Below are 23,120 nucleotides of genomic sequence, written 5' to 3'. Positions count from 1 at the left end.
AACGATTTACAGCTTGATCCAGGTCGCCTTCAGCTCGGTGTATTTGTCGAACGCGTGCAGCGACTTGTCGCGGCCGTTGCCCGACTGCTTGAAGCCGCCAAACGGTGCAGTCATGTCGCCGCCGTCGTACTGGTTGACCCACACGCTGCCGGCACGCAGTGCCTTGGCGGTCAGGTGCGCCTTGGAAATGTCCTGAGTCCAGACTGCCGCCGCCAGGCCGTAAGGCGTGTCGTTGGCGATGCTGATCGCTTCCTCGGCGGTATCGAAGGCGATAACCGACAGCACCGGGCCGAAGATCTCTTCCTGGGCAATCTTCATCGCGTTGCTCACGCCGTCGAAAATCGTCGGCTCGACGTAAGTACCACCGGTTTCCTGAAGAATGCGCTTGCCGCCGGCCACCAGTTTGGCGCCGTCGGTGTGGCCCGACTCGATGTAGGACAGCACGGTGTTCATCTGCTGGGTGTCGACCAGCGCGCCAACGTTGGTAGCCGGATCCAGCGGGTTGCCCGGTTTCCAGGTTTTCAGCGCCTCGATCACCATCGGCAGGAATTTGTCCTTGATCGAACGCTCGACCAGCAGACGGGAACCTGCGGTGCAGACTTCGCCCTGGTTGAAGGCGATGGCGCTGGCGGCGGATTCGGCAGCGGCTTGCAGATCCGGCGCATCGGCAAACACGATGTTCGGGCTCTTGCCGCCGGCTTCCAGCCAGACGCGCTTCATGTTCGATTCGCCGGAGTAGATCATCAGCTGCTTGGCGATCTTGGTGGAGCCGGTGAACACCAGGGTATCGACGTCGTTATGCAGCGCGAGCGCCTTGCCGACGGTGTGACCGTAACCCGGCAGCACGTTCAGCACGCCCTTCGGAATGCCGGCCTCGACTGCCAGTTCGGCGATGCGGATGGCGGTCAGCGGGGATTTTTCCGACGGTTTGAGGATCACTGAGTTACCGGTCGACAACGCCGGCCCGAGTTTCCAGCAGGCCATCATCAGCGGGAAGTTCCACGGCACGATGGCCCCGACCACGCCAACCGGCTCACGGGTTACCAGACCCAGTTGATCGTGCGGGGTGGCGGCAACTTCGTCGTAGATCTTGTCGATCGCCTCACCGCTCCAGCTCAGCGCTTGCGCGGCACCCGGCACGTCGATGTACAGCGAATCGCTGATCGGTTTGCCCATGTCGAGGGTTTCGAGCAGGGCCAGTTCTTCGGCGTGCTGTTTGAGCAGGCCGGCGAAACGGATCATGGTGGCTTTGCGTTTGGTCGGCGCCAGGCGCGACCAGACGCCGGAGTTGAACGTGGCGCGGGCGTTTTCCACGGCGCGGTGGGCGTCTTCGGCATCACAGCTGGCAATCTTGCCCAGCAGACGGCCATCGACCGGGCTGATGCACTCGAAGGTCTCGCCGGAGACGGCATCGGTGTACTCGCCATTGAGGAAGGCGCGGCCTTCGATCTTCAGGTCGCGGGCGCGTTGTTCCCAGTCGGCACGAGTCAGGGTGGTCATTCGAGTGTCCTCCTCTTGTTCAATACGAGCGCCGCGATCGTCGCGGTCGTCCTCAGGAATACTGCCCGGCCAGCCTGCTTTTCGGCCCAAGGCATCCGCCACCCTAAACCAGCGGCCGGGGTTGTTTCAATATATTTGACATAAGGCGGTTATAGCGCCTTGCGGCGTTCAATTTAATCAACATAGACTTTGGCCCTTTCAAGCCACCGCGCCGTCATCACGGGAGAAAACAACAATGAACATCCAGAACGTCGTCGACATCAGCCTGACCACAACCGAAGCCGAACGCTATCGCCCGGACCCGGCCAAAGTGCTCAAGGGCGATCCCGAGCAGGCGGTGTTCAATCAGTACGACAGCCCTTGCGGGCAAATGGGTGTCGGCGTGTGGGAAGGTGCGGTCGGGCAGTGGACGGTGAATTACACCGAGCACGAATACTGCGAAATCCTGCAGGGCGTTTCGGTATTGCGTGACAACGATGGGAACGCCAAGACTCTGCGTGTCGGCGACCGCTTCGTGATTCCGGCCGGTTTCCGTGGCACCTGGGAAGTGCTGGAGGCTTGTCGCAAGGTCTATGTGATCTTCGAAGCAAAAAAATAACTAAGTAGTGCATGACCAGGCGTTGAGGGATTGAAAATCGGGTCGTCCATAAGGACGTCTCAATCATGCATAAGGAGATGCAGCGTGATCCACATTGAAATCTTCAACAAAATTCACCACTTGATCGGCACGCCGTACGTGGAGTCGGTAGAAGTCTACATCGCCGAGCTGACCGGCTTTCGTGTCGAAAAGCAAAGGTTAGTAGACAATGCCATGAAGAAGTATCAGCTCGTGCAAATCGTGACTCGTGACGACAAGATCGTGTGGTTTGAAATCTTCAAATGATGATCAGAGGTTGAAGCCCCCCCTGCAACAAGGCCTGCACAGCAATGTGGGGGCCTTGTTGCACATAAATATATACCGCACCGGGCACCTGCCCAGACGGAGTACTGAATGGCCCGGACGGACTCGACATTCAATCAAAAGGATTAAAGAACATGACCAATGAACAGGTCCTGCAACAAATTCGACATTTGGCAGGCAGCCGCTATGTAGTGAGCGTCAAACGTTACATCACCGAGTTGACCGGCCGCATGCAAGTGATTGGCCCCAGGGATCTGATGAGTCGCGAGTTGAATCCTGAGCGTATAGTCATCAGGGTCAATAAGGCAGGCAATATCGAATCATTCAGCTTTGGCTAAACGGCTGGCAAATCTATATTCGAAGGCACAAAAAAGGCCCGTATCGTGAGATACGGGCCTTTTTCGTAAGTCGGGAAAAATCAATTACTTGATTTTGCCTTCCTTGTAGATCACGTGCTTGCGAACAACCGGATCATATTTCTTGATCTCGATTTTGTCCGGAGTAGTGCGCTTGTTCTTGTCGGTAGTGTAGAAGTGACCAGTACCGGCGCTCGAAATCAAACGAATCAATTCACGCATGATTAGCTCCCTTAGATCTTGCCAGCTTTGCGGAGTTCGGCCAGCACGACAGTGATGCCACGCTTGTCGATGATACGCATGCCTTTGGCAGATACGCGCAGACGCACGAAACGTTTCTCTTCTTCAACCCAGAAGCGGTGATGCTGCAGGTTCGGCAGGAAACGACGACGGGTTTTGTTGTTTGCGTGGGAAATGTTGTTCCCAGTCACCGGACCCTTACCGGTAACTTGACATACTCTAGACATGCCTCAGCCCTCTAAAACCACATGCCCAACCCGGCATGGGTTGGCCGCTTAATCTCTAGTCATTGTGGCGCCAGGCGCCGCGATTCTTTAGAGGTCTTACCGGCTACACCTACAAGCGAAGGAACCGGGCCCCTAGAAAAGAGCGCTGCTTTATACCAGAAAGACCACGGAGCAACAACTTTCCGTGCGCAAAGAATGGCTAAAAAGCCGCTTTTCCCGGCCGCAAGCGCCTTGGGCAAAGGCTGCCGGCAATTTTTACCATTCGTCGAAGAAAATCGGCCATGCCCGCAATCGAGACTTTTCCTACCGTCTGTTCCGACAAATCCTCAGCCGCGCAGCTCCGAAAATGCAAAAAGGGGATAGTCATTTGCAATCGCGACCACTAGGGTAGGCCTTTTCCAGACTGCACTTGCAGATGGGCCTTCGATCTGTAAAGGAAGCCGACCATGCGCCTCGCTGCCCTCCCCCTGCTCTTCGCCCCGCTGTTACTGAGTCCACTGGCCCAGGCCGCCGCCCTGAGCGTCTGCACCGAGGCCAGCCCCGAGGGCTTCGACGTGGTGCAGTACAACTCGCTGACCACCACCAACGCATCGGCCGACGTGCTGATGAATCGCCTGGTGGACTTCGACACCGCCAGCGGCAAGGTGGTCCCGAGCCTGGCCGCCAGCTGGGAAGTCAGCACCGACGGCCTGACCTACGTCTTCAAGCTGCACCCGCAGGTGAAGTTCCACACCACCGACTACTTCAAGCCGACCCGCGAGCTGACTGCCGAAGACGTCAAATTCAGTTTCGACCGCATGCTCGACCCGGCCAACCCGTGGCACAAAGTCGCCCAGAGCGGCTTCCCACACGCCCAGTCGATGCAGTTGCCGAGCCTGATCAAGAAGATCGACGCACTGGATCCGCTGACCGTGCGCTTCACTCTCGATCATCCGGACTCGACGTTCCTCGCGACCCTGAGCATGGGCTTCGCCTCGATTTATTCTGCTGAATACGCCGACAAGCTGTTGAAGGCCGGCGCCACCGACAAGCTCAACAGCCAGCCGGTCGGCACCGGGCCGTTCGTCTTCACCCGGTTCCAGAAAGACGCCTCGATCCGCTACAAGGCCAACCCGGATTACTTCCGCGGCAAACCTGCGGTGGACCCACTGATCTTCGCCATCACCCCGGACGCCAACGTGCGGCTGCAAAAGCTGCGGCGCAACGAGTGCCAGATTGCCCTGTCGCCAAAACCACTGGACGTACAGGCTGCCAAGCAAGAGCCGACGCTGAAAGTCGAAAAGACTGACGCGTTCATGACTGCTTTCGTAGGCATCAACAGCCAGCATCCGCCCTTGGACAAAGCGGAAGTGCGTCAGGCGATCAACCTCGCCTTCGACAAGGCCAACTACCTGAAAGCCGTGTTCGAGGACACCGCCGAAGCCGCCAACGGCCCGTACCCGCCGAACACCTGGAGCTACGCGAAGAACCTGCCGGGTTACGCCCACGACGTGAACAAGGCCAAGGCCCTGCTGGCCAAGGCCGGATTGAAGGACGGTTTCCAGACCACCATCTGGACGCGCCCGTCCGGCAGCCTGCTCAACCCGAACCCGAGCCTCGGCGCGCAGCTCCTGCAATCGGATCTGGCAGAAATCGGCATTCAAGCGGAAATCCGCGTGATCGAATGGGGCGAACTGATCCGTCGCGCCAAGGCTGGCGAACATGACTTGCTGTTCATGGGCTGGGCCGGTGACAACGGTGACCCGGACAACTTCCTCACGCCGCAGTTTTCCTGCGCGGCGGTCAAATCCGGCACCAACTTCGCCCGCTACTGCAATGCCGACCTGGACAAGCTGATCAGCGCCGGCAAGACCACCAGCGAACAAGGCGTACGCACCAAGCTGTATGAGCAGGCGCAGGCGCAGATCCAGCAGCAGGCGCTGTGGCTGCCGCTGGCTCATCCGACGGCATATGCGCTGACGCGTAAGGACGTGCAGGGTTACTCGGTGAGCCCGTTTGGGCGGCAGGATTACTCCAAGGTCACCCTGAAGTAATCCGCCACAACACAAAACCTGTGGGAGCTGGCTTGCCAGCGATAGCGGACTGACAGACAACATTGTGCTGAATGTGCCGCCGTCATCGCTTGCAAGCCAGCTCCCACAGGGTTTTGCATTCTCCCTTCGGAGCTACATCCAGCCGCACTCAGCCATCGACAACGGCTCGCCATCGCCAACGATGAAGTGATCCAGCACCCGCACGTCGATCAGCTCCAAAGCCTTCTGCAAACGCTTGGTCAATAATCGATCAGCCTGACTCGGATCGCTGTTCCCCGACGGATGGTTGTGGCACAGGATCACCGCCGCCGCGTTGTTGGCCAGCGAACGCTTCACGACTTCCCGGGGGTGCACGGCCGTGTTGTCGATGGAGCCGCGAAACAGCGTCTCGAAGGTCAGCACCTGATGTTTGGAATCCAGAAACAGGCAACCGAACACCTCGTGCGGCTCGTGGCGCAGCATGGCCTTGAGGTAATCACGCACGACCTGCGGGTTTTCCAACGCCGTTTTCTGGCGCATGCGCTCGGCCAAGTGTCGCCGCCCCATCTCCAACACGGCCTGCAATTGAGCAAATTTCGCCGGTCCCAGTCCCAATTGCTCGCTGAACGCCCCGAGATCAGCCTCCAGTAACGCTCGCAGGCTGCCGAACTGATTCAACAAGTGTCGCGCCAGATCCACCGCACTTTTGCCGGATACCCCGGTGCGCAGAAAAATCGCCAGCAACTCGGCATCGGAAAGACTTCCCGAGCCCTGCTCCAACAGCTTCTCCCGCGGCCTTTCCGCCGCCGGCCAATCGCGAATACTCATACACCTTCCTTGTCTGTGGGCGCCGCTGTTCCGTAGCGGTCGCTGTGATATCGTAGCCCATCTTTTTTGCGGGCGAATTCACCCTGGGGAGGGGGTTCGCCACGTATGTCACCAACGAAATGAAAGGCAGACCTATGCAGCGGCTGTATCGGAAACGCATCGTTCTGGGCGTCGGCGGCGGCATTGCTGCCTACAAGAGCGCCGACCTTGTGCGCCGCCTGATCGATCAGGGCGCCGAAGTGCGCGTGGTCATGACCCGTGGCGGCAGCGAATTCATCACCCCGCTGACCATGCAGGCGTTGTCCGGCCACCCGGTTCACCTGGACTTGCTCGACCCGGCCGCCGAAGCGGCGATGGGCCACATCGAACTGGCCAAATGGGCCGATCTGGTGCTGATCGCCCCGGCCACCGCCGACTTGCTGGCCCGTCTGGCCCAAGGCATTGCCAACGATTTGCTGACCACCCTGGTGCTGGCCACCGACGCCATCGTGGCCGTCGCCCCGGCCATGAACCAGGCCATGTGGCGCGACCCGGCGACCCAGGCCAACCTGCAACTCCTTGAAAGCCGTGGCCTGAAGACCTTCGGCCCGGCCTCCGGCAGCCAGGCCTGCGGCGACGTCGGCATGGGCCGCATGATGGAAGCCACCGATCTGGCTCAACTCGCGGCGGATTGCTTCCAGCGTCAGGCGCTGACCGGCAAGCACGTGGTCATCACCGCCGGCCCAACCCAGGAAAACATCGACCCGGTGCGCTACATCACCAACCACAGCTCCGGAAAAATGGGCTTCGCCCTGGCCGAAGCGGCGGTGGAAGCCGGCGCCCGCGTGACCCTGATCAGCGGCCCGGTGCATTTGCCGACGCCGGATCGCGTCACCCGGATCGACGTGGTCAGCGCCCGCGACATGCTCGCCGCGTGTGAAGCCGCGATCCCTTGCGACATCTTTATCGCCTCGGCGGCGGTTGCGGACTACCGTCCGGAAGTCGTCGCCCCGCAAAAATTGAAGAAAGACCCTACGAGCGGCGACGGCTTCGTCCTGCAAATGGTGCGCAACCCGGACATCCTGGCCACCATCGCGACCCGTCCCGACCGTCCGTTCAGTGTCGGCTTCGCCGCCGAGACCGAACACCTGCTCGACTACGCTGCGCGCAAGCTGAAGGACAAGAATCTCGATCTGATCGTCGCCAACGACGTCGCCAACCCGAGCATCGGTTTCAACAGCGAAGAAAACGCCTGCAGCGTCATCGACCGTGCGCTGCACGCCACGCTTTTCGCCCAGACCAGCAAGAGCAAGATCGCTCGCCAACTGGTCACTTTTATCGCCGAACGTCTGAACCAGGTTTAATTTACATGCACGCTTTGCAAGCCAAGATCCTCGACCCACGCATCGGTACCGAATTCCCGCTGCCGCAATACGCCACACCGGGCTCCGCCGGCCTTGACCTGCGCGCCATGCTGCAAGAGGACATCGTGATCAAGCCGGGTGAAACGGTGCTGATCCCCACCGGTCTGTCGGTCTACATCGGCGATCCGAACCTCGCCGCGCTGATCCTGCCGCGCTCGGGCATGGGCCATAAGCACGGCATCGTGCTGGGCAATCTGGTCGGCCTGATCGACTCCGACTACCAGGGCCCGCTGATGGTGTCCTGCTGGAACCGTGGCCAGACCGAATTCACCATGCCGGTCGGCGAGCGCCTGGCGCAGCTGGTGCTGGTGCCGGTGGTTCAGGCGCACTTCGAAATGGTTGAAGAGTTCGTCGAAACCGAACGCGGCGCTGGCGGTTTCGGCCATTCCGGCACCAAGTGATTGGTTTTATGGCGAGGGAGCCTGCTCCTTCGCCATAAAAATAGGCAGATTCATCTGAAAGCTTTACCGCTGAAAATCAAGGCATTGACAGGCCAAAGCCACGCCGTACGAGGCGTCATGGCCCTTTCACACCACGAACTCTCTGTGAAAACCGCCGTCATACCCTTCAGTTTGAGCTTGCCGTCGAATAGTCGTCGGTGTGTCCAGCCACTTTCGAGATGGAGCATTTTTGCAGATGAGCACCCCCGCCCAAGTCGCCCCGAAGCTTCCCGACAGCATCTTCCGCGCCTATGACATTCGCGGCACCGTGCCGGAATTCCTCAATGGCGAAACCGCCTACTGGATCGGTCGCGCCATTGGCTCCCAAAGCCTGGCCCAGGGCGAACCGAACGTGTCCGTCGGTCGTGACGGCCGTCTGTCCGGCCCGGAACTGGTTGCCGAACTGATCCGCGGCATCGCCGAAAGCGGCTGCCATGTCAGCGACGTCGGCCTGGTGCCGACGCCTGCGCTGTACTACGCCGCCAACGTGCTGGCCGGCAAATCCGGCGTGATGCTCACCGGCAGCCACAACCCGTCGAACTACAACGGCTTCAAGATCGTGATCGCCGGCGACACCCTCGCCAACGAACAGATCCAGGTCCTGCATGAGCGCATCAAGACCGGCAACCTGAGCAGCGGCACGGGCAGCGTGACCCAGGTCGAGATTCTCGACCGCTACACCACCGAAATCGTCCAGGACATCAAACTGGCCCGCCGCCTGAAAGTCGTGGTCGACTGCGGCAACGGCGCAGCCGGCGTGATCGCCCCGCAACTGATCGAAGCGCTGAACTGCGAAGTCATCCCGCTGTTCTGCGAAGTCGACGGCAACTTCCCGAACCATCACCCGGACCCGGGCAAGCCTGAGAACCTCGTCGACCTGATCGCCAAGGTCAAGGAAACCAACGCCGACATCGGCCTGGCCTTCGACGGCGACGGCGATCGCGTCGGCGTGGTGACCAACACCGGCACCATCGTGTTCCCGGATCGCCTGCTGATGCTGTTCGCCCGTGACGTGGTGGCGCGCAACCCGGACGCGGAAATCATCTTCGACGTCAAATGCACCCGTCGCCTGATCCCGCTGATCAAGGAATATGGCGGTCGGCCGCTAATGTGGAAGACCGGTCACTCGTTGATCAAAAAGAAAATGAAACAGTCCGGCGCACTGTTGGCCGGCGAGATGAGCGGGCACATTTTCTTCAAGGAACGCTGGTTCGGTTTCGACGACGGCATTTACAGCGCCGCACGGCTGCTGGAAATCCTCAGCAAGGAAAAATCTTCGGCCGAGGAGCTGTTCGCGACCTTCCCGAACGATATTTCCACGCCGGAAATCAATATCCATGTGACCGAAGAGAGCAAATTCAGCATCATTGATGCACTGCACGATGCCCAGTGGGGCCCAGGCGCCGACCTGACCACCATTGACGGCGTGCGGGTCGACTACGCCAAAGGCTGGGGCCTGGTGCGCGCGTCCAACACCACACCGGTGCTGGTGCTGCGCTTCGAGGCCGATGACGAGGCGGAACTGCAGCGCATCAAGGCTGTGTTCCATGCCCAACTGAAACGCGTTGCACCTGATCTCCAACTACCGTTCTGATTGCTGATTCACCCGGAGCCCTGAATGACCCTCGAACGCGATGCCGCCGCCAACACTGCCAAGGTCCTGTCCGAAGCGCTGCCTTACATCCGCCGATACGTCGGCAAGACCCTGGTGATCAAATACGGCGGCAACGCGATGGAAAGCGAGGAGCTGAAAACCGGCTTCGCCCGCGACATCGTGCTGATGAAGGCCGTGGGCATCAACCCGGTGGTCGTGCACGGCGGTGGCCCGCAGATCGGTGATCTGCTCAAGCGTCTGTCGATCGAAAGCCACTTCGTCGACGGCATGCGCGTTACCGACGCCGCGACCATGGATGTGGTGGAAATGGTCCTCGGGGGTCAGGTCAACAAAAGCATCGTCAACCTGATCAACCGTCACGGCGGCAGCGCCATCGGCCTGACCGGTAAAGACGCCGGGCTGATTCGTGCGAAGAAGCTCACCGTCACCCGCCAGACCCCGGAGATGACCCAACCGGAAATCATCGACATCGGCCATGTGGGCGAAGTGGTCGGGATCAACACCGAACTGCTGAACCTGCTGGTCAAAGGCAACTTCATCCCGGTGATCGCGCCGATCGGTGTGGGTGAAAACGGCGAGTCGTACAACATCAACGCGGACTTGGTGGCTGGCAAGGTTGCCGAAGCGCTGAAAGCCGAGAAGCTGATGCTGCTGACCAACATCGCCGGCCTGATGGACAAGTCGGGCACCGTACTGACCGGCCTGAGCACCCAGCAGGTCGACGACCTGATCGCCGACGGCACCATCTACGGCGGCATGCTGCCGAAGATTCGCTGTGCACTGGAAGCGGTTCAGGGCGGCGTGGGCAGCTCGCTGATTATCGACGGCCGCGTTCCGAATGCGATCCTGCTGGAAATCTTCACCGATACCGGTGTGGGTACGCTGATCAGCAATCGCAAGCGTCCATAAGCGCTCGCGCAAATAAAAAGACCCCGCTCAGCCTGGCTGAGCGGGGTCTTTATTTTGCCTGAAGCTGCGATCAGACGCCGAACTGGGCGCGATAGGCTTCAACGGCCGGCAGGTGCTGCTTGAGCTGCGGGTCGTCTGCCAGGAATTCCAGCACTTGGTTCAGCGACACGATGCTGATGACCGGAATGCCGAAATCACGTTCGACTTCCTGAATGGCCGACAGCTCACCGTTGCCGCGCTCCTGACGGTTCAGGGCGATCAGCACGCCGGCAGCCTTGGCGCCGTCCTGGGAAGCGATGATCTGCATCACTTCACGGATCGCGGTGCCGGCGGTGATCACGTCGTCGATGATCAGCACGTCGCCGGTCAACGGCGCGCCGACCAGGCTGCCGCCTTCGCCGTGGGCCTTGGCTTCCTTGCGGTTGAAGCACCAAGGCAGGTCACGGTTGTGGTGCTCGGCCAGCGCCACAGCAGTAGTTGCCGCCAGCGGGATGCCTTTGTAGGCCGGGCCGAACAGCACGTCGAACGGAATGCCGCTCTCGGCGATGGCTGCGGCGTAGAAACGTCCCAGCTGCGCGAGCGCGGAACCCGAGTTGAACAGGCCGGCATTGAAGAAGTAAGGACTGGTGCGCCCGGACTTCAGGGTGAACTCACCGAAGCGCAAAACGCCGCGATCGATGGCAAAACGAATGAAATCGCGCTGATACGCTTGCATGAAAAAAACCCCAAATACCACGGATTTAGCTAATTAGCTTGACGCCGTGTATCATACACGCACGCGATTTTTGGGGCCATTTATGCGGATCATCAGTGTGAACGTCAATGGTATTCAGGCTGCAGTCGAGCGCGGTTTGCTCAGTTGGCTGCAGGCACAGAATGCCGACGTCATCTGCCTGCAGGACACCCGTGCCTCCGCCTTTGAACTGGACGACCCAGCCTTCCAACTGGATGGCTACTTCCTTTATGCCTGCGATGCTGAAGTCCCTGCCCAAGGCGGCGTGGCTTTGTATTCGCGGTTGCAACCGAAGGCTGTCATCAGCGGTCTCGGATTCGAGACGGCCGACCGCTACGGGCGCTACCTGCAAGCAGATTTCGACAAAGTCAGTATTGCCACCTTGCTGCTTCCTTCGGGGATGAACGGCGATGAGGACTTGAACCAGAAGTTCAAGCTCATGGACGACTTCGGCAAGTACCTGGACAAACAGCGGCGCAAACGTCGCGAGTACATTTATTGTGGCTCGCTGTACGTCGCGCAGCAGAAGCTCGACATCAAGAACTGGCGCGACAGCCAGCAATCACCGGGCTTCCTGGCGCCGGAACGCGCCTGGATGGACGAGATTGTCGGCAACATGGGCTACGTAGATGCCCTGCGCGAAGTCAGCCGCGAAGGTGACCAGTACAGCTGGTGGCCGGACAACGAACAGGCCGAGATGCTGAATCTGGGCTGGCGCTTCGACTACCAGATCCTGACCCCGGGCCTGCGACGCTTCGTGCGCAGCGCACGCCTGCCGCGTCAGCCTCGGTTCTCGCAGCACGCGCCGCTGATCGTCGACTACGACTGGACGCTGACCATCTAAGCGGCCTTTCGCAGACACAAAAAAACCGACTTCACCGTCGGTTTTTTTGTGGGCGATCGTTCGTTATTTGATCAACCGCCAGGTGAACGGATAACGATAAGGGAAGCCTTCGTTGGCTTTCACTCCGCCGATAATCGTCAGCACCAGCGCCGCAATGGCCAGCAGGCCAAACAGCACGAACCCGATAAGCAACAGCATCAGAACGAAGCAGACCATCGAAGCAATCGCCACGGTGATCTGGAAATTCAACGCTTCCTTGCCCTGGGCGTCGATGAACGGATCGGTCTCGCGCTTCATCTGCCACAGGACCAGCGGCCCGATCAGCGTGCCGAACGGAATCCAGATCCCCAGCAAGGCGGACAAGTGACAAAACATGGCCCATTGGCGAACCTCCTGGCTCGGCTTGGGCAGCAACTCTTGCTCATCACTCATCGTGTCCTCCTTGCGGGTTACGAACCTGCTCAGTCGGCCAGTGCAGCCTTTTGCAGTTCGAAGATCTCGTTCATGCCTTTCTTGGCCAGCTCCAGCATCGCGTTCAGCTCTTCAGGCTGGAACGGCGCGCCTTCGGCGGTGCCCTGCACTTCGATGAAGCCACCAGTGCTGGTCATCACCACGTTGAGGTCGGTCTCGGCAGCGGAATCTTCAAGATAGTCCAGATCCAGCACCGGCTCGCCCTGGTACATGCCCACGGAAACGGCGCCGATCATTTGCTTGAGCGGGTCGCCGCCTTTCAGGCCGCCACGCTTCTTGATCACTTTCAGTGCATCGACCAGCGCAACCATGGCGCCGGTGATCGACGCGGTACGGGTGCCGCCGTCAGCCTGGATTACGTCGCAATCGACGTACAGGGTGACGTCGCCCAGCTTGGACATGTCCAGCGCGGCGCGCAGGGAACGGCCGATCAGGCGCTGGATTTCCAGGGTACGACCGCCCTGCTTGCCACGGCTCGCTTCACGCTGGTTACGCTCGCCGGTGGCGCGCGGCAGCATGCCGTATTCGGCGGTCAGCCAACCCTGGCCCTGGCCTTTGAGAAAACGCGGCACGCCGTTTTCTACGCTGACGGTGCAGATGACTTTGGTATCACCGAATTCGACCAGTACCGATCCCTCGGCGTGTTTGGTGTAGTTGCGGGTAATGCGGATCGAGCGGAGCTGATCGGCAGCGCGACCACTAGGACGTTTCATAGGAGATACCTGTACTGGGGACGGAAAACTGCGGAGCATTATAGAGCCGCGCACCGCGCCTGGGCACTCGTTAAAAAATCCGGCCGACGACCGAAGGCCCTGAAACGCGCATTGCCGACGGCCTGCAGCCCTTTGTCACACCGTGTGTTTGGGCGCATCTGCCGCACTGCGCTACAATCCTGCGCCTTTGCTGCCAGTCGGCTTAAATTCATTGATATCGAGCTGCGGAGCTTCAATTCGCGCCGATCTGTATCGCGAGGTCACCCCATGGTGCACAGCATGACCGCCTTCGCCCGCGTCGAAAAAGCCGGCGTCCAGGGCACCCTGAGCTGGGAACTGCGCTCGGTCAACAGCCGTTACCTGGAACCCCACTTGCGCCTGCCGGAGTCGTTTCGCGACCTCGAAGGCGCTGTCCGCGAAGCCCTGCGCCAGGGCCTGTCGCGCGGCAAACTGGAATGCACCCTGCGTTTCACCGAGGAAAGCACCGGCAAGCCGCTGCAGGTGGATCGCGAGCGCGCCGCGCAACTGGTCGCCGCTGCCGAAACCGTTGCTGACCTGATCAAGAACCCGGCGGCGCTGAACCCGCTGGAAGTGTTGGCCTGGCCGGGCGTACTGGTGGCCGACGCCTCCGATCCGCAGGCGCTGAACGCCGAGGCGCTGGCCCTGTTCAATCAGGGCCTGAAAGACCTCAAGGCCGGCCGCGAGCGCGAAGGCGCGGAGCTGGCACGCCTGATCAACGATCGCCTGACCTCCATCGAAGAAGATGTAGTGACCCTGCGCGAACTGGTTCCGCAGATGCTCGCCACCCAGCGCCAGAAAGTCCTCGACCGTTTCGCCGACATGAAGGCCGAGATGGATCCGCAGCGTCTGGAACAGGAAATGGTCATGCTCGCGCAAAAGAGCGACGTGGCCGAAGAACTGGATCGCCTGAGCACCCACATCATCGAAGTTCGCCGGGTGCTCAAGTCCGGCGGTGCCGCCGGCCGGCGCCTGGACTTCCTGATGCAGGAGCTCAACCGCGAAGCCAACACACTGGGCTCCAAGGCCTTCGACCCGCGCAGCACCCAGGCGGCGGTCAACCTCAAGGTGTTGATCGAGCAGATGCGCGAACAAGTGCAGAATATTGAGTAAGGCTACCCCCGACATGACCCACAGCACCGGCACCCTGTACATCATTTCCGCCCCTTCGGGCGCGGGCAAGAGCAGTCTGGTCAAGGCCCTGACCGACGCCAACCCGGAAATCCGCGTTTCGATTTCCCACACCACCCGCGCCATGCGCCCGGGCGAAGTGGATGGCGTGAACTATCACTTCGTGACCCGCGAAGAGTTCGTGAAGATGGGTGAGCACGGCGACTTCCTGGAACGCGCCGAAGTTTTCGGCAACTTCTACGGCACCTCGCAAAGCCGCCTGCAGCAGACCCTGGACGAAGGCCACGACCTGATTCTGGAAATCGACTGGCAAGGCGCCGAGCAAGTGCGCAAGCTGATGCCGCAGGCCCGTTCGATCTTCATTCTGCCGCCATCGCTGCAGGCCCTGCACCAGCGCCTGACCAACCGTGGCCAGGACAGCGACGAGATCATCGACGGCCGGATGCGTGAAGCGGTCAGCGAGATGAGCCATTACGTCGAGTACGACTACCTGATCATCAATGACGATTTCGCCCATGCGCTGGACGATCTGAAGGCGATTTTCCGCGCCAATCAGTTGCAACAGAAACGCCAGCAAGTGCGTTTCGGCAAATTGCTGGCTGAATTGCTGGGCTGAAACAGCACTTCCCAAAACCGCTGCAAGGGCTTTACATTGGCACTTGCAGCGCGTTGAAGAGTCTGGTCAAAAAATCAGCGCTTCCCTAATCGCTGGTGATTTTTTAAACTGTTGAGTCCGCTCGCCCAACCGGGCAGCGCGCATATTGCATTCGCTCCGAGGAATACCATGGCCCGCGTAACCGTTGAAGACTGCCTAGAACACGTGGAAAACCGCTTTGAGCTGGTCATGCTCTCTACCAAGCGTGCCCGTCAACTGGCCACCGGCGGCAAAGAGCCCCTGGTTCAGTGGGAAAACGACAAACCGACCGTAGTTGCGCTGCGTGAAATCGCTGAAGGCCTGATGAGCTACGAGTTCATCGCCGAGCAGGAAATCGTCCACGAAGACCCTGTCTTCGCTGCGTTCGAGGACGAGTCCAACGAGGCCGTCTAAGCCTATGCCTGGTCGACGTAGCACGGCGCGGGATCACAGCCTACGGCAGGAGACATCATGCCGAGCATAGACGCCCTCGCCGATCGCTTATCGACCTACCTCGGCAACGACCAGGTCAACCTGGTCCGCCGAGCGTATTTCTACGCCGAACAAGCCCACGACGGCCAACGCCGCCGTAGCGGCGAGGCGTACGTCACGCATCCTCTTGCCGTGGCAAATATTCTTGCCGACATGCACATGGACCATCAGAGCCTGATGGCTGCGATGCTGCATGACGTGATCGAAGACACCGGTATCGCCAAGGAAGCGCTGCAAGCGCAGTTCGGTGAAACCGTGGCCGAACTGGTCGACGGGGTCAGCAAACTGACCCAGATGAACTTCGAGACCAAGGCTGAAGCCCAGGCGGAAAACTTCCAGAAGATGGCCATGGCCATGGCACGCGACATTCGCGTGATCCTGGTCAAGCTTGCCGACCGCCTGCACAACATGCGCACGCTGGAAGTGCTGTCCGGCGAAAAACGCCGGCGTATCGCCAAGGAAACCCTCGAGATCTACGCACCCATCGCCAACCGATTGGGCATGCACGCGATCCGCATCGAATTCGAAGACCTCGGCTTCAAGGCGATGCACCCGATGCGTTCCGCGCGGATCTACCAGGCCGTCAAACGCGCCCGGGGCAACCGCAAGGAAATCGTCAACAAGATCGAAGAATCCCTCGGCCACTGCCTCGCCATCGACGGCATCCAGGGTGAAGTCAGCGGTCGCCAGAAACATCTTTACGGCATCTACAAGAAAATGCGCGGCAAGCGTCGGGCCTTCAACGAGATCATGGACGTCTATGCGTTCCGGATCATCGTCGACAAGGTCGATACCTGCTACCGCGTGCTGGGTGCTGTACATAATTTGTACAAACCGTTGCCGGGGCGCTTCAAGGATTACATCGCGATCCCCAAGGCCAACGGCTATCAGTCGCTGCACACCACGCTGTTCGGCATGCACGGCGTCCCGATCGAAATCCAGATCCGCACCCGTGAAATGGAAGAGATGGCCAACAACGGCATCGCCGCCCATTGGCTGTACAAATCCAGCGGTGACGAGCAGCCGAAAGGCACCCACGCCCGCGCCCGTCAGTGGGTCAAGGGCGTGCTGGAAATGCAGCAACGCGCCGGCAACTCGCTGGAATTCATCGAGAGCGTGAAGATCGACCTGTTCCCGGACGAGGTCTACGTGTTCACGCCCAAAGGCCGGATCATGGAGCTGCCCAAAGGCTCCACGGCTGTGGACTTCGCCTACGCGGTGCACACCGACGTCGGCAACAGCTGCATCGCCTGCCGGATCAACCGTCGTCTCGCGCCGCTGTCCGAACCGCTGCAAAGCGGCTCCACAGTCGAGATCGTCAGCGCTCCCGGCGCACGGCCGAACCCGGCGTGGCTCAACTTCGTGGTCACCGGCAAGGCGCGAACCCATATTCGCCACGCGCTGAAACTGCAACGCCGGTCCGAATCCATCAGCCTCGGCGAACGCCTGCTGAACAAGGTGCTCAACGGCTTCGACAGCGCGCTGGAACAGATTCCGGCCGAACGCGTGAAGGCGATGCTCACCGAGTACCGCCTCGAACTGATCGAAGACCTGCTCGAAGACATCGGCCTGGGCAACCGCATGGCCTACGTCGTGGCGCGCCGCCTGCTCGGCGAAGGCGAACAACTGCCAAGCCCGGAAGGTCCGCTGGCGATTCGCGGCACCGAAGGCCTGGTTCTCAGCTATGCCAAATGCTGTACGCCGATCCCGGGCGACCCGATTGTCGGTCACCTGTCGGCGGGCAAGGGCATGGTCGTGCACCTGGACAACTGCCGCAACATCAGCGAAATCCGTCACAACCCGGAAAAATGCATCCAGCTCTCGTGGGCCAAGGATGTCACCGGCGAATTCAACGTCGAACTGCGCGTCGAGCTGGAGCACCAGCGCGGCCTGATCGCCCTGCTGGCCAGCAGCGTCAACGCAGCCGACGGCAATATCGAGAAGATCAGCATGGACGAACGCGATGGTCGCATCAGCGTTGTCCAGTTGGTGGTCAGCGTCCACGACCGTGTGCACCTGGCCCGCGTGATCAAGAAACTGCGCGCCCTGACCGGGGTGATCCGCATCACCCGCATGCGTGCATAACTCAATCATTACAAGGAGTCATACATGACCAAGACTGTTATCACCAGCGACAAGGCCCCGGCCGCCATCGGCACTTACTCCCAGGCGATCAAGGCTGGCAACACCGTTTACATGTCGGGTCAGATTCCCCTCGATCCAAAAACCATGGAACTGGTCGAAGGCTTCGAAGCCCAGACCGTCCAGGTGTTCGAGAACCTGAAAGCCGTGGCCGAAGCCGCCGGCGGTTCGTTCAAGGACATCGTCAAGCTGAACATCTTCCTCACCGACCTGAGCCACTTCGCCAAGGTCAACGAGATCATGGGCAAGTACTTCGACCAGCCGTACCCGGCGCGTGCCGCCATCGGCGTGGCAGCCCTGCCAAAGGGTTCGCAGGTTGAAATGGATGCCATTCTGGTCATCGAGTAATGCGCACGGCGCGGCTTCAGACGCCGCGCCGACTGCTCTGCGGTAAAGAAAAGGTTTTGAAAGGATTCCACCATGCGCAAAGCGCTTGCTCTCTCGCTGCTCGCCATTTTCCTCGGCGGTTGCGCCAGCAACCCTGCCGACCGTGACATCAGCGGCACCTGGATAAATCAGGTCGCCATCGATGCCGCTGCCAAGGGCGGCCCCCTGCGCGAAGCGCTTCAGGCTTACGGCCCGAACCTGGAGTGGGACGTCAACACCAAGGCCGGTCAGGCCCGCTACACCAACGGTTTCGAAAACGTCGAAGGTCGCTTGCTCGGCGAACAGTCCGGCGCCTGGAAAGTCGACTTCTATGGCAGCTCCGCCAGCGAGCTGAAACGCGACGGCGGCCAACTGCAACAAGCTGCCAACGAAAATGAACCGGAACAAGTCTTCGACCGCGCACAGATCCCGGTGCCGGACGGCGCACCGATCGGCGCCAGCTTCGAACGCGCGCTGTATTCCGCTTATCTGGGCGGCAACTGGACGATCACCAGCGGCCAGGGCGAAGGCGCCACCGTGCAGTTCCAGGCGGACGGTCAAGTCTCCGGCCTGCCGGGTGCCGACCGCTATGCGCTGTGCCTCGCAGGCGATTGCGCATCGATGAGCAGCGGCAACGACAGCATGTGGTTGCAGCAGAACGGCCAGGGCAACAACTGGATCTTTGTTCGCAAGGGCAAAGAGCTGGAAATCCTGCAGGCCGTGAACACGGCACTGGCGGACGAACAACCGCAGTTCACCCCGGGTGAACGCAAGTGGTTGCTCGAGAAGCAGTGATCGGCGCTTGAGACAAAAAAGGCGGGAGCAAGCATTTGCTTCCGCCTTTTTTACGACCGAAGATCAGCAGCGCCCCTCAAGAATCGCCGCATACCCCTCGCGATAACTCGGATACTTCGGCACCCATCCCAGCGCCTTCGCCCGGGCATTGCTGCAACGCTTGCTGCCGGTGCGACGCACGCTCTCGTCTTCCGACCACTCGGTGACACCCAGATACTCACGCAGCCACGCTACCACCTCGGCCAGCGGCGCCGGCGCATCGTCCACGCCGATATAGATGTCATCCAGCGCCCCGCCTCTGCGAGCCGCTTCCAGCAGAAACGCCATCAACCCCGCCGCGTCATCGGCATGGATGCGATTGCCATACAGCGGCGGATCGACCGCCACGCGATAACCCCGACGCACCTGGGTCAGCAGCCATTCACGACCAGGGCCATAAATACCCGTCAGGCGCACGATGCTCGCAGGAATGCCGCTGTTGAGCGCAACCTGCTCGGCCTCCAGCATCACCCGACCGGAATAACCCGCAGCGACGGTTTCGGATTTTTCATCAACCCATTCGCCGTTTTGCTGGCCATAAACACTGCTGCTGGAAACGAACAGCAGCCGCTCCGGCTCCTGACCGTAATCGTTCAGCCAACCCAGCACATGCTGCAAACCCTGCACATAAGCCGCGCGATAACCGACCTCATCGTGATCGGTGGCCGCCGCGCTATACACCAGGTAATCGATAGCGCCCACCGGCCAGGTCTCGGGGCAATCTTCATTGAACAAGTCACCGGCGACACCGATAACGCCGTCCGGCAAACGTGAAATATCACGGCGCAGGCCGTAGACCTGGAAGCCGGCAGCCAGCAATTGCGTGGCCAGACGACTGCCGACATCACCACAACCGGCGATCAAAACAGAAGGCGCGGACATCAAAAATCTCCCATCGGAAAGCGACAGACTAGCCTCGGCAAAGGACGAGCGGCTAGCAATGAAGGAAAAAAAGCAACTCTATTACTTCTGTTAACAAGAATTACTTGCAATAATGCACGCCACTTTTGTTCTCGGCCTCACGAGGCCTGGAAGAGCATTACCGTTTTTCTATCTCAGGTCCGGCCAGCATGACACGCATTCAAAACTCCGCTTCGCCAACCAACCGACCTCGCGCCTGGAGCGCCGTGGCTGCCCTGCTGCTCAGCCTGATGCTGGCGCCAGCCGCCGCCTTCGCTGACGCACAAACCCCGGCCGCGCCAGCCGCCACCGAGCAGAGCGCTCCGGCCGCCGCACCTGCCGCGACCGACCCGGTGCAGGCCGTAGACGCCAGCGCCGCCGACGCGCCGGAAGTCCTCGAAGCCGACAACACCCTGGGCATGGCCCACGACCTGTCGCCATGGGGCATGTACCAGAACGCCGACGTGATCGTTAAAGCCGTGATGATCGGTCTGGCCATCGCCTCGATCATCACCTGGACCATCTGGATCGCCAAGGGCTTCGAGCTGATGGGCGCCAAGCGTCGTCTGCGCGGCGAGATTGCCGCCCTGAAAAAAGCCGCCACGCTCAAAGAGGCCAGCGCCACCGCCGCGAAGGAAGGCACCCTCGCCAACCTGCTGGTACACGACGCACTGGAAGAAATGCGCCTGTCGACCAACGCCCGCGAGAAAGAAGGCATCAAGGAACGCGTCAGCTTCCGCCTCGAGCGTCTGGTTGCCGCCTGTGGCCGCAACATGAGCAGCGGCACCGGCGTCCTCGCCACCATCGGTTCCACCGCACCGTTCGTCGGTCTGTTCGGTACCGTGTGGGGCATCATGAACAGCTTCATCGGCATCGCCAAAACCCAGACCACCAACCTTGCCGTCGTAGCACCGGGTATCGCTGAAGCGCTGCTGGCTACCGCACTGGGTCTGGTAGCCGCGATTCCTGCCGTGGTCATCTACAACGTCTTTGCCCGCTCCATCGCCGGTTACAAGGCTCAGGTGTCCGATGCATCAGCTCAGGTGCTGCTGCTGGTCAGCCGCGACCTCGACCACCAGCCTGAGCGCAACAGCTCGCAACCGCACATGGTGAAAGTGGGGTAATCGGCCATGGGCCTGCATTTGAAAGAAGGCGCAGACGACGATCTGGCCGAGAACCACGAAATCAACGTCACGCCGTTCATCGACGTGATGCTGGTGCTGTTGATCATCTTCATGGTGGCCGCGCCGCTGGCCACCGTGGACATCAAGGTTGACCTGCCTGCCTCGACCGCCAAACCGGCGCCGCGGCCTGAGAAACCGGTGTTCCTCAGCGTGAAGGCTGACCAGCGCCTGTTCATTGGCGATGACGAAGTGAAAGCCGAAACCCTCGGCGCAGTCCTCGACGCCAAGACCCAAGGCAAGAAAGACACGACGATCTTCTTCCAGGCCGATAAAGGCGTGGATTACGGCGACCTGATGAGCGTGATGGATAACCTGCGCGCCGCCGGTTACCTGAAGGTCGGTCTGGTCGGACTCGAGAGCGCAGTCAAGAAATGATCACCACGCGCCATAAGCTGACGCGTTACAGCGGTAGCCTGGCCGTGGTGCTGGGTGTTCACGCGCTGGCCATCGCGCTGGCGCTGAACTGGAACGTCCGCCCGCCCATCGAATTGCCGCCGCAGGCAATGATGGTCGAGCTGGCACCGGTTCCGGCCCCGCCACCGCCCGCACCGCCGAAAGTCGTCACGCCACCGCAGCCACCGGCTCCGGTTGAGGAACTGCCGATCCCGAAACTGGCCGAAGCGCCGAAAGCCGAGATCGCGGTGCCCAACCCCAAGCCCAAGCCGAAACCCAAACCGCCGAAGCCGATCGAGAAGAAACTGCCCGATCCGCCGAAGGAGAAACCGTCCGAAGAGAAGCCGGCCGATACCCAGCCGACTCAGGCCCCGACGGAGAAATCCGCCCAGCCTGCACCGGGCCCGTCGCCTGCACAATTGGCCGCCAAGGCCAGCTGGCAAGGCACCCTGCTCGCGCATCTGGCCAAGTACAAGAAGTACCCGGCCAGCGCTCAGGCACGGGGCAAGGAAGGCTTGAACCGGTTGCGTTTCGTGGTTGATGGCGAAGGCAACGTGCTGTCGTTCGAACTGGTGAGCCGCTCCGGCAACGCCGATCTGGACCGGGCCACCCTGGAAATGATCCGCCGCGCCCAGCCGCTGCCCAAGCCACCGGCGGACATGCTGACCAATGGCGCGATCGAAATCGTTGCGCCGTTTGTGTACTCGCTGGAGCGCCGCCGCTGATTCGCACTCGCGAAGCCCGGCCTGATCCAGCCCAAAAGGCACCGAAAGGTGCCTTTCGCTTATCCATCCACGGCAAACCGGCATTGCCCGGTGTCGCATTCATCACTCAGTCTGATAACGTGCGTCTATCGATTGCAGCCGGTATGCTTGGCCCGCATCTTCATGGACGCTTGCTATGACTCTCACAGAATTACGCTACATCGTTACCCTCGCCCAAGAGCAGCATTTCGGCCACGCGGCCGAGCGTTGCCACGTCAGCCAGCCGACCCTGTCGGTGGGCGTGAAAAAGCTTGAAGACGAACTCGGTGTGCTGATTTTCGAGCGCAGCAAAAGCGCCGTGCGCCTGACCCCGGTCGGTGAAGGCATCGTCGCCCAGGCGCAGAAAGTGCTGGAGCAGGCCCAGGGCATCCGCGAACTGGCCCAGGCCGGCAAGAACCAGCTGACCGCCCCGCTGAAAGTCGGCGCGATCTACACCGTCGGCCCGTACCTGTTCCCGCACCTGATTCCGCAACTGCACCGGGTCGCCCCGCAGATGCCGTTGTACATCGAAGAAAACTTCACCCACGTGCTGCGCGACAAACTGCGCAACGGCGAGCTGGACGCGATCATCATCGCCCTGCCGTTCAACGAAGCCGACGTGCTGACCCTGCAACTCTACGACGAGCCGTTCTACGTCCTGATGCCGGCCCAGCACCCGTGGACCCAGAAAGAATCCATCGACGCCGCGCTGCTCAACGACAAGAGCCTGCTGCTGCTCGGCGAAGGCCACTGCTTCCGCGATCAAGTGCTGGAAGCCTGCCCGACCCTGACCAAGGGCAACGACGGCGCCAAGCACACCACGGTCGAATCCAGCTCACTGGAAACCATTCGCCACATGGTCGCGTCCGGTCTGGGCATCTCGATCCTGCCGCTGTCAGCGGTGGACAGCCACCACTACGCCCCCGGCGTGATCGAAGTGCGCCCGCTGTCGGCACCGGTGCCGTTCCGCACCGTGGCCATCGCCTGGCGTGCGAGCTTCCCACGGCCGAAAGCCATCGAGATCCTCGCCGACTCCATTCGTCTGTGCTCGGTCGCCAAACCAGCCGCACCGGTTACGGCCGGTTAAGCCA

General features: G+C 60.8%; 26 protein-coding genes and 1 pseudogene. 19 read left to right on the top strand and 8 right to left on the bottom strand.

The genetic code is table 11. The features are described 5' to 3' along the window. Positions 1 to 6: 6 nt before the first annotated feature. Positions 7 to 1,500: an aldehyde dehydrogenase gene (locus CAF80_RS11120; RefSeq protein ID WP_039765223.1), complete on the bottom strand. Its 1,494-nt coding sequence runs from the start codon at positions 1,498 to 1,500 to the stop codon at positions 7 to 9. A 235-nt stretch (positions 1,501 to 1,735) separates the two neighbouring features. On the opposite strand from CAF80_RS11120, the gene CAF80_RS11115 reads away from it, so the two are divergent. The 3 genes from CAF80_RS11115 to CAF80_RS11105 all read left to right on the top strand — a co-directional run bounded on the left by CAF80_RS11115 (position 1,736) and on the right by CAF80_RS11105 (position 2,739). Continuing rightward, positions 1,736 to 2,098: a cupin domain-containing protein gene (locus CAF80_RS11115; protein WP_039765221.1), complete on the top strand. Its 363-nt coding sequence runs from the start codon at positions 1,736 to 1,738 to the stop codon at positions 2,096 to 2,098. Positions 2,099 to 2,182: 84 nt separating this feature from the next. After that, positions 2,183 to 2,383 carry a hypothetical protein gene (locus CAF80_RS11110; RefSeq protein ID WP_039765219.1) on the top strand — a complete coding sequence of 67 codons (201 nt, stop codon included), beginning with the start codon at positions 2,183 to 2,185 and terminating at the stop codon, positions 2,381 to 2,383. A 152-nt stretch (positions 2,384 to 2,535) separates the two neighbouring features. Beyond that, positions 2,536 to 2,739 carry an I78 family peptidase inhibitor gene (locus CAF80_RS11105; protein ID WP_039765218.1) on the top strand — a complete coding sequence of 68 codons (204 nt, stop codon included), beginning with the start codon at positions 2,536 to 2,538 and terminating at the stop codon, positions 2,737 to 2,739. Between the two features lie 84 nt (positions 2,740 to 2,823). Here the strand turns inward: CAF80_RS11105 and rpmG are convergent, their stop codons facing one another. Then, positions 2,824 to 2,979: a 50S ribosomal protein L33 gene (rpmG, locus tag CAF80_RS11100; protein ID WP_003177274.1), complete on the bottom strand. Its 156-nt coding sequence runs from the start codon at positions 2,977 to 2,979 to the stop codon at positions 2,824 to 2,826. An 11-nt stretch (positions 2,980 to 2,990) separates the two neighbouring features. Then, positions 2,991 to 3,224 carry a 50S ribosomal protein L28 gene (gene rpmB, locus CAF80_RS11095; protein ID WP_039765213.1) on the bottom strand — a complete coding sequence of 78 codons (234 nt, stop codon included), beginning with the start codon at positions 3,222 to 3,224 and terminating at the stop codon, positions 2,991 to 2,993. 446 nt (positions 3,225 to 3,670) lie between these two features. Between rpmB and CAF80_RS11090 the strand changes: the two genes are divergently transcribed. Beyond that, positions 3,671 to 5,257 (top strand): ABC transporter substrate-binding protein, encoded by a 1,587-nt coding sequence (locus CAF80_RS11090; protein ID WP_074689980.1) that lies wholly within the window; start codon positions 3,671 to 3,673, stop codon positions 5,255 to 5,257. A 132-nt stretch (positions 5,258 to 5,389) separates the two neighbouring features. Here the strand turns inward: CAF80_RS11090 and radC are convergent, their stop codons facing one another. Continuing rightward, positions 5,390 to 6,064 (bottom strand): DNA repair protein RadC, encoded by a 675-nt coding sequence (radC, locus tag CAF80_RS11085; protein ID WP_039765208.1) that lies wholly within the window; start codon positions 6,062 to 6,064, stop codon positions 5,390 to 5,392. 134 nt (positions 6,065 to 6,198) lie between these two features. On the opposite strand from radC, the gene coaBC reads away from it, so the two are divergent. The 4 genes and pseudogenes from coaBC to argB all read left to right on the top strand — a co-directional run bounded on the left by coaBC (position 6,199) and on the right by argB (position 10,431). After that, positions 6,199 to 7,407 carry a bifunctional phosphopantothenoylcysteine decarboxylase/phosphopantothenate--cysteine ligase CoaBC gene (coaBC, locus tag CAF80_RS11080; RefSeq protein WP_039765205.1) on the top strand — a complete coding sequence of 403 codons (1,209 nt, stop codon included), beginning with the start codon at positions 6,199 to 6,201 and terminating at the stop codon, positions 7,405 to 7,407. 5 nt (positions 7,408 to 7,412) lie between these two features. After that, positions 7,413 to 7,868 (top strand): dUTP diphosphatase, encoded by a 456-nt coding sequence (gene dut, locus CAF80_RS11075; RefSeq protein WP_007954445.1) that lies wholly within the window; start codon positions 7,413 to 7,415, stop codon positions 7,866 to 7,868. A gap of 256 nt (positions 7,869 to 8,124) precedes the next feature. Continuing rightward, positions 8,125 to 9,501: pseudogene (locus CAF80_RS11065) on the top strand (phosphomannomutase/phosphoglucomutase); the annotation flags it as partial. 24 nt (positions 9,502 to 9,525) lie between these two features. Further along, positions 9,526 to 10,431, top strand: coding sequence for an acetylglutamate kinase (gene argB, locus CAF80_RS11060; protein ID WP_007954443.1), 906 nt, complete (start codon positions 9,526 to 9,528; stop codon positions 10,429 to 10,431). A 70-nt stretch (positions 10,432 to 10,501) separates the two neighbouring features. On the opposite strand, the gene pyrE is transcribed toward argB, so the two are convergent. Further along, positions 10,502 to 11,146, bottom strand: a complete 645-nt coding sequence (pyrE, locus tag CAF80_RS11055; RefSeq protein ID WP_011336558.1) for an orotate phosphoribosyltransferase — start codon at positions 11,144 to 11,146, stop codon at positions 10,502 to 10,504. Positions 11,147 to 11,228: 82 nt separating this feature from the next. On the opposite strand from pyrE, the gene CAF80_RS11050 reads away from it, so the two are divergent. Continuing rightward, a complete protein-coding gene (locus CAF80_RS11050; RefSeq protein WP_007920349.1) occupies positions 11,229 to 12,008 on the top strand; it encodes an exodeoxyribonuclease III in 780 nt (259 codons plus the stop codon). A gap of 63 nt (positions 12,009 to 12,071) precedes the next feature. Here CAF80_RS11050 and CAF80_RS11045 read toward each other — a convergent pair whose 3' ends face one another. Beyond that, a complete protein-coding gene (locus CAF80_RS11045) occupies positions 12,072 to 12,440 on the bottom strand; it encodes a DUF4870 domain-containing protein (protein ID WP_039765199.1) in 369 nt (122 codons plus the stop codon). A gap of 29 nt (positions 12,441 to 12,469) precedes the next feature. After that, complete coding sequence (rph, locus tag CAF80_RS11040; RefSeq protein WP_003229494.1) at positions 12,470 to 13,192, bottom strand: ribonuclease PH; 723 nt, start codon at positions 13,190 to 13,192, stop codon at positions 12,470 to 12,472. A 267-nt stretch (positions 13,193 to 13,459) separates the two neighbouring features. Here rph and CAF80_RS11035 point away from each other — a divergent pair, with 267 nt between their 5' ends. The 6 genes from CAF80_RS11035 (at position 13,460) to CAF80_RS11010 (ending at position 18,770) form a co-directional block, all read left to right on the top strand. Then, complete coding sequence (locus CAF80_RS11035; RefSeq protein WP_039765196.1) at positions 13,460 to 14,323, top strand: YicC/YloC family endoribonuclease; 864 nt, start codon at positions 13,460 to 13,462, stop codon at positions 14,321 to 14,323. Between the two features lie 13 nt (positions 14,324 to 14,336). Beyond that, the gene (gmk, locus tag CAF80_RS11030) at positions 14,337 to 14,957 is read left to right on the top strand and encodes a guanylate kinase (RefSeq protein WP_003229498.1); all 621 of its coding nucleotides are present in this window, start codon (positions 14,337 to 14,339) and stop codon (positions 14,955 to 14,957) included. A 168-nt stretch (positions 14,958 to 15,125) separates the two neighbouring features. Then, on the top strand, positions 15,126 to 15,389 hold the full coding sequence (gene rpoZ, locus CAF80_RS11025; RefSeq protein WP_003229503.1) for a DNA-directed RNA polymerase subunit omega: 264 nt from the start codon (positions 15,126 to 15,128) through the stop codon (positions 15,387 to 15,389). 57 nt (positions 15,390 to 15,446) lie between these two features. Next, a complete protein-coding gene (gene spoT, locus CAF80_RS11020) occupies positions 15,447 to 17,552 on the top strand; it encodes a bifunctional GTP diphosphokinase/guanosine-3',5'-bis pyrophosphate 3'-pyrophosphohydrolase (protein WP_007954439.1) in 2,106 nt (701 codons plus the stop codon). A 24-nt stretch (positions 17,553 to 17,576) separates the two neighbouring features. Next, entirely contained in the window at positions 17,577 to 17,957 is a 381-nt protein-coding gene (locus CAF80_RS11015) for a RidA family protein (protein ID WP_003229509.1), read from the top strand. Between the two features lie 72 nt (positions 17,958 to 18,029). Further along, a complete protein-coding gene (locus CAF80_RS11010; protein WP_074689978.1) occupies positions 18,030 to 18,770 on the top strand; it encodes a hypothetical protein in 741 nt (246 codons plus the stop codon). A 63-nt stretch (positions 18,771 to 18,833) separates the two neighbouring features. Here CAF80_RS11010 and CAF80_RS11005 read toward each other — a convergent pair whose 3' ends face one another. Further along, on the bottom strand, positions 18,834 to 19,691 hold the full coding sequence (locus CAF80_RS11005) for an SDR family oxidoreductase (protein ID WP_039765190.1): 858 nt from the start codon (positions 19,689 to 19,691) through the stop codon (positions 18,834 to 18,836). Between the two features lie 188 nt (positions 19,692 to 19,879). Between CAF80_RS11005 and exbB the strand changes: the two genes are divergently transcribed. The 4 genes from exbB (at position 19,880) to CAF80_RS10985 (ending at position 23,116) form a co-directional block, all read left to right on the top strand. Next, positions 19,880 to 20,833, top strand: a complete 954-nt coding sequence (gene exbB, locus CAF80_RS11000; RefSeq protein ID WP_085667343.1) for a tonB-system energizer ExbB — start codon at positions 19,880 to 19,882, stop codon at positions 20,831 to 20,833. A gap of 6 nt (positions 20,834 to 20,839) precedes the next feature. Then, positions 20,840 to 21,268, top strand: coding sequence for a TonB system transport protein ExbD (exbD, locus tag CAF80_RS10995; RefSeq protein ID WP_039765185.1), 429 nt, complete (start codon positions 20,840 to 20,842; stop codon positions 21,266 to 21,268). Next, the gene (locus CAF80_RS10990) at positions 21,265 to 22,011 is read left to right on the top strand and encodes an energy transducer TonB (protein ID WP_074689973.1); all 747 of its coding nucleotides are present in this window, start codon (positions 21,265 to 21,267) and stop codon (positions 22,009 to 22,011) included. Before exbD ends, CAF80_RS10990 begins: the two co-directional genes overlap by 4 nt. 175 nt (positions 22,012 to 22,186) lie before the next feature. Then, entirely contained in the window at positions 22,187 to 23,116 is a 930-nt protein-coding gene (locus CAF80_RS10985) for a hydrogen peroxide-inducible genes activator (protein ID WP_007954418.1), read from the top strand. The last annotated feature ends 4 nt before the right edge of the window (positions 23,117 to 23,120 follow it).

Source organism: Pseudomonas sp. B34(2017) (assembly GCF_002112915.1).
In the GTDB taxonomy this organism is placed as follows: Bacteria; Pseudomonadota; Gammaproteobacteria; order Pseudomonadales; family Pseudomonadaceae; genus Aquipseudomonas; species Aquipseudomonas pharyngis.
Note: the sequence above shows the minus strand (reverse complement) of the source record. Positions and strands in the feature narration are given on the sequence as shown.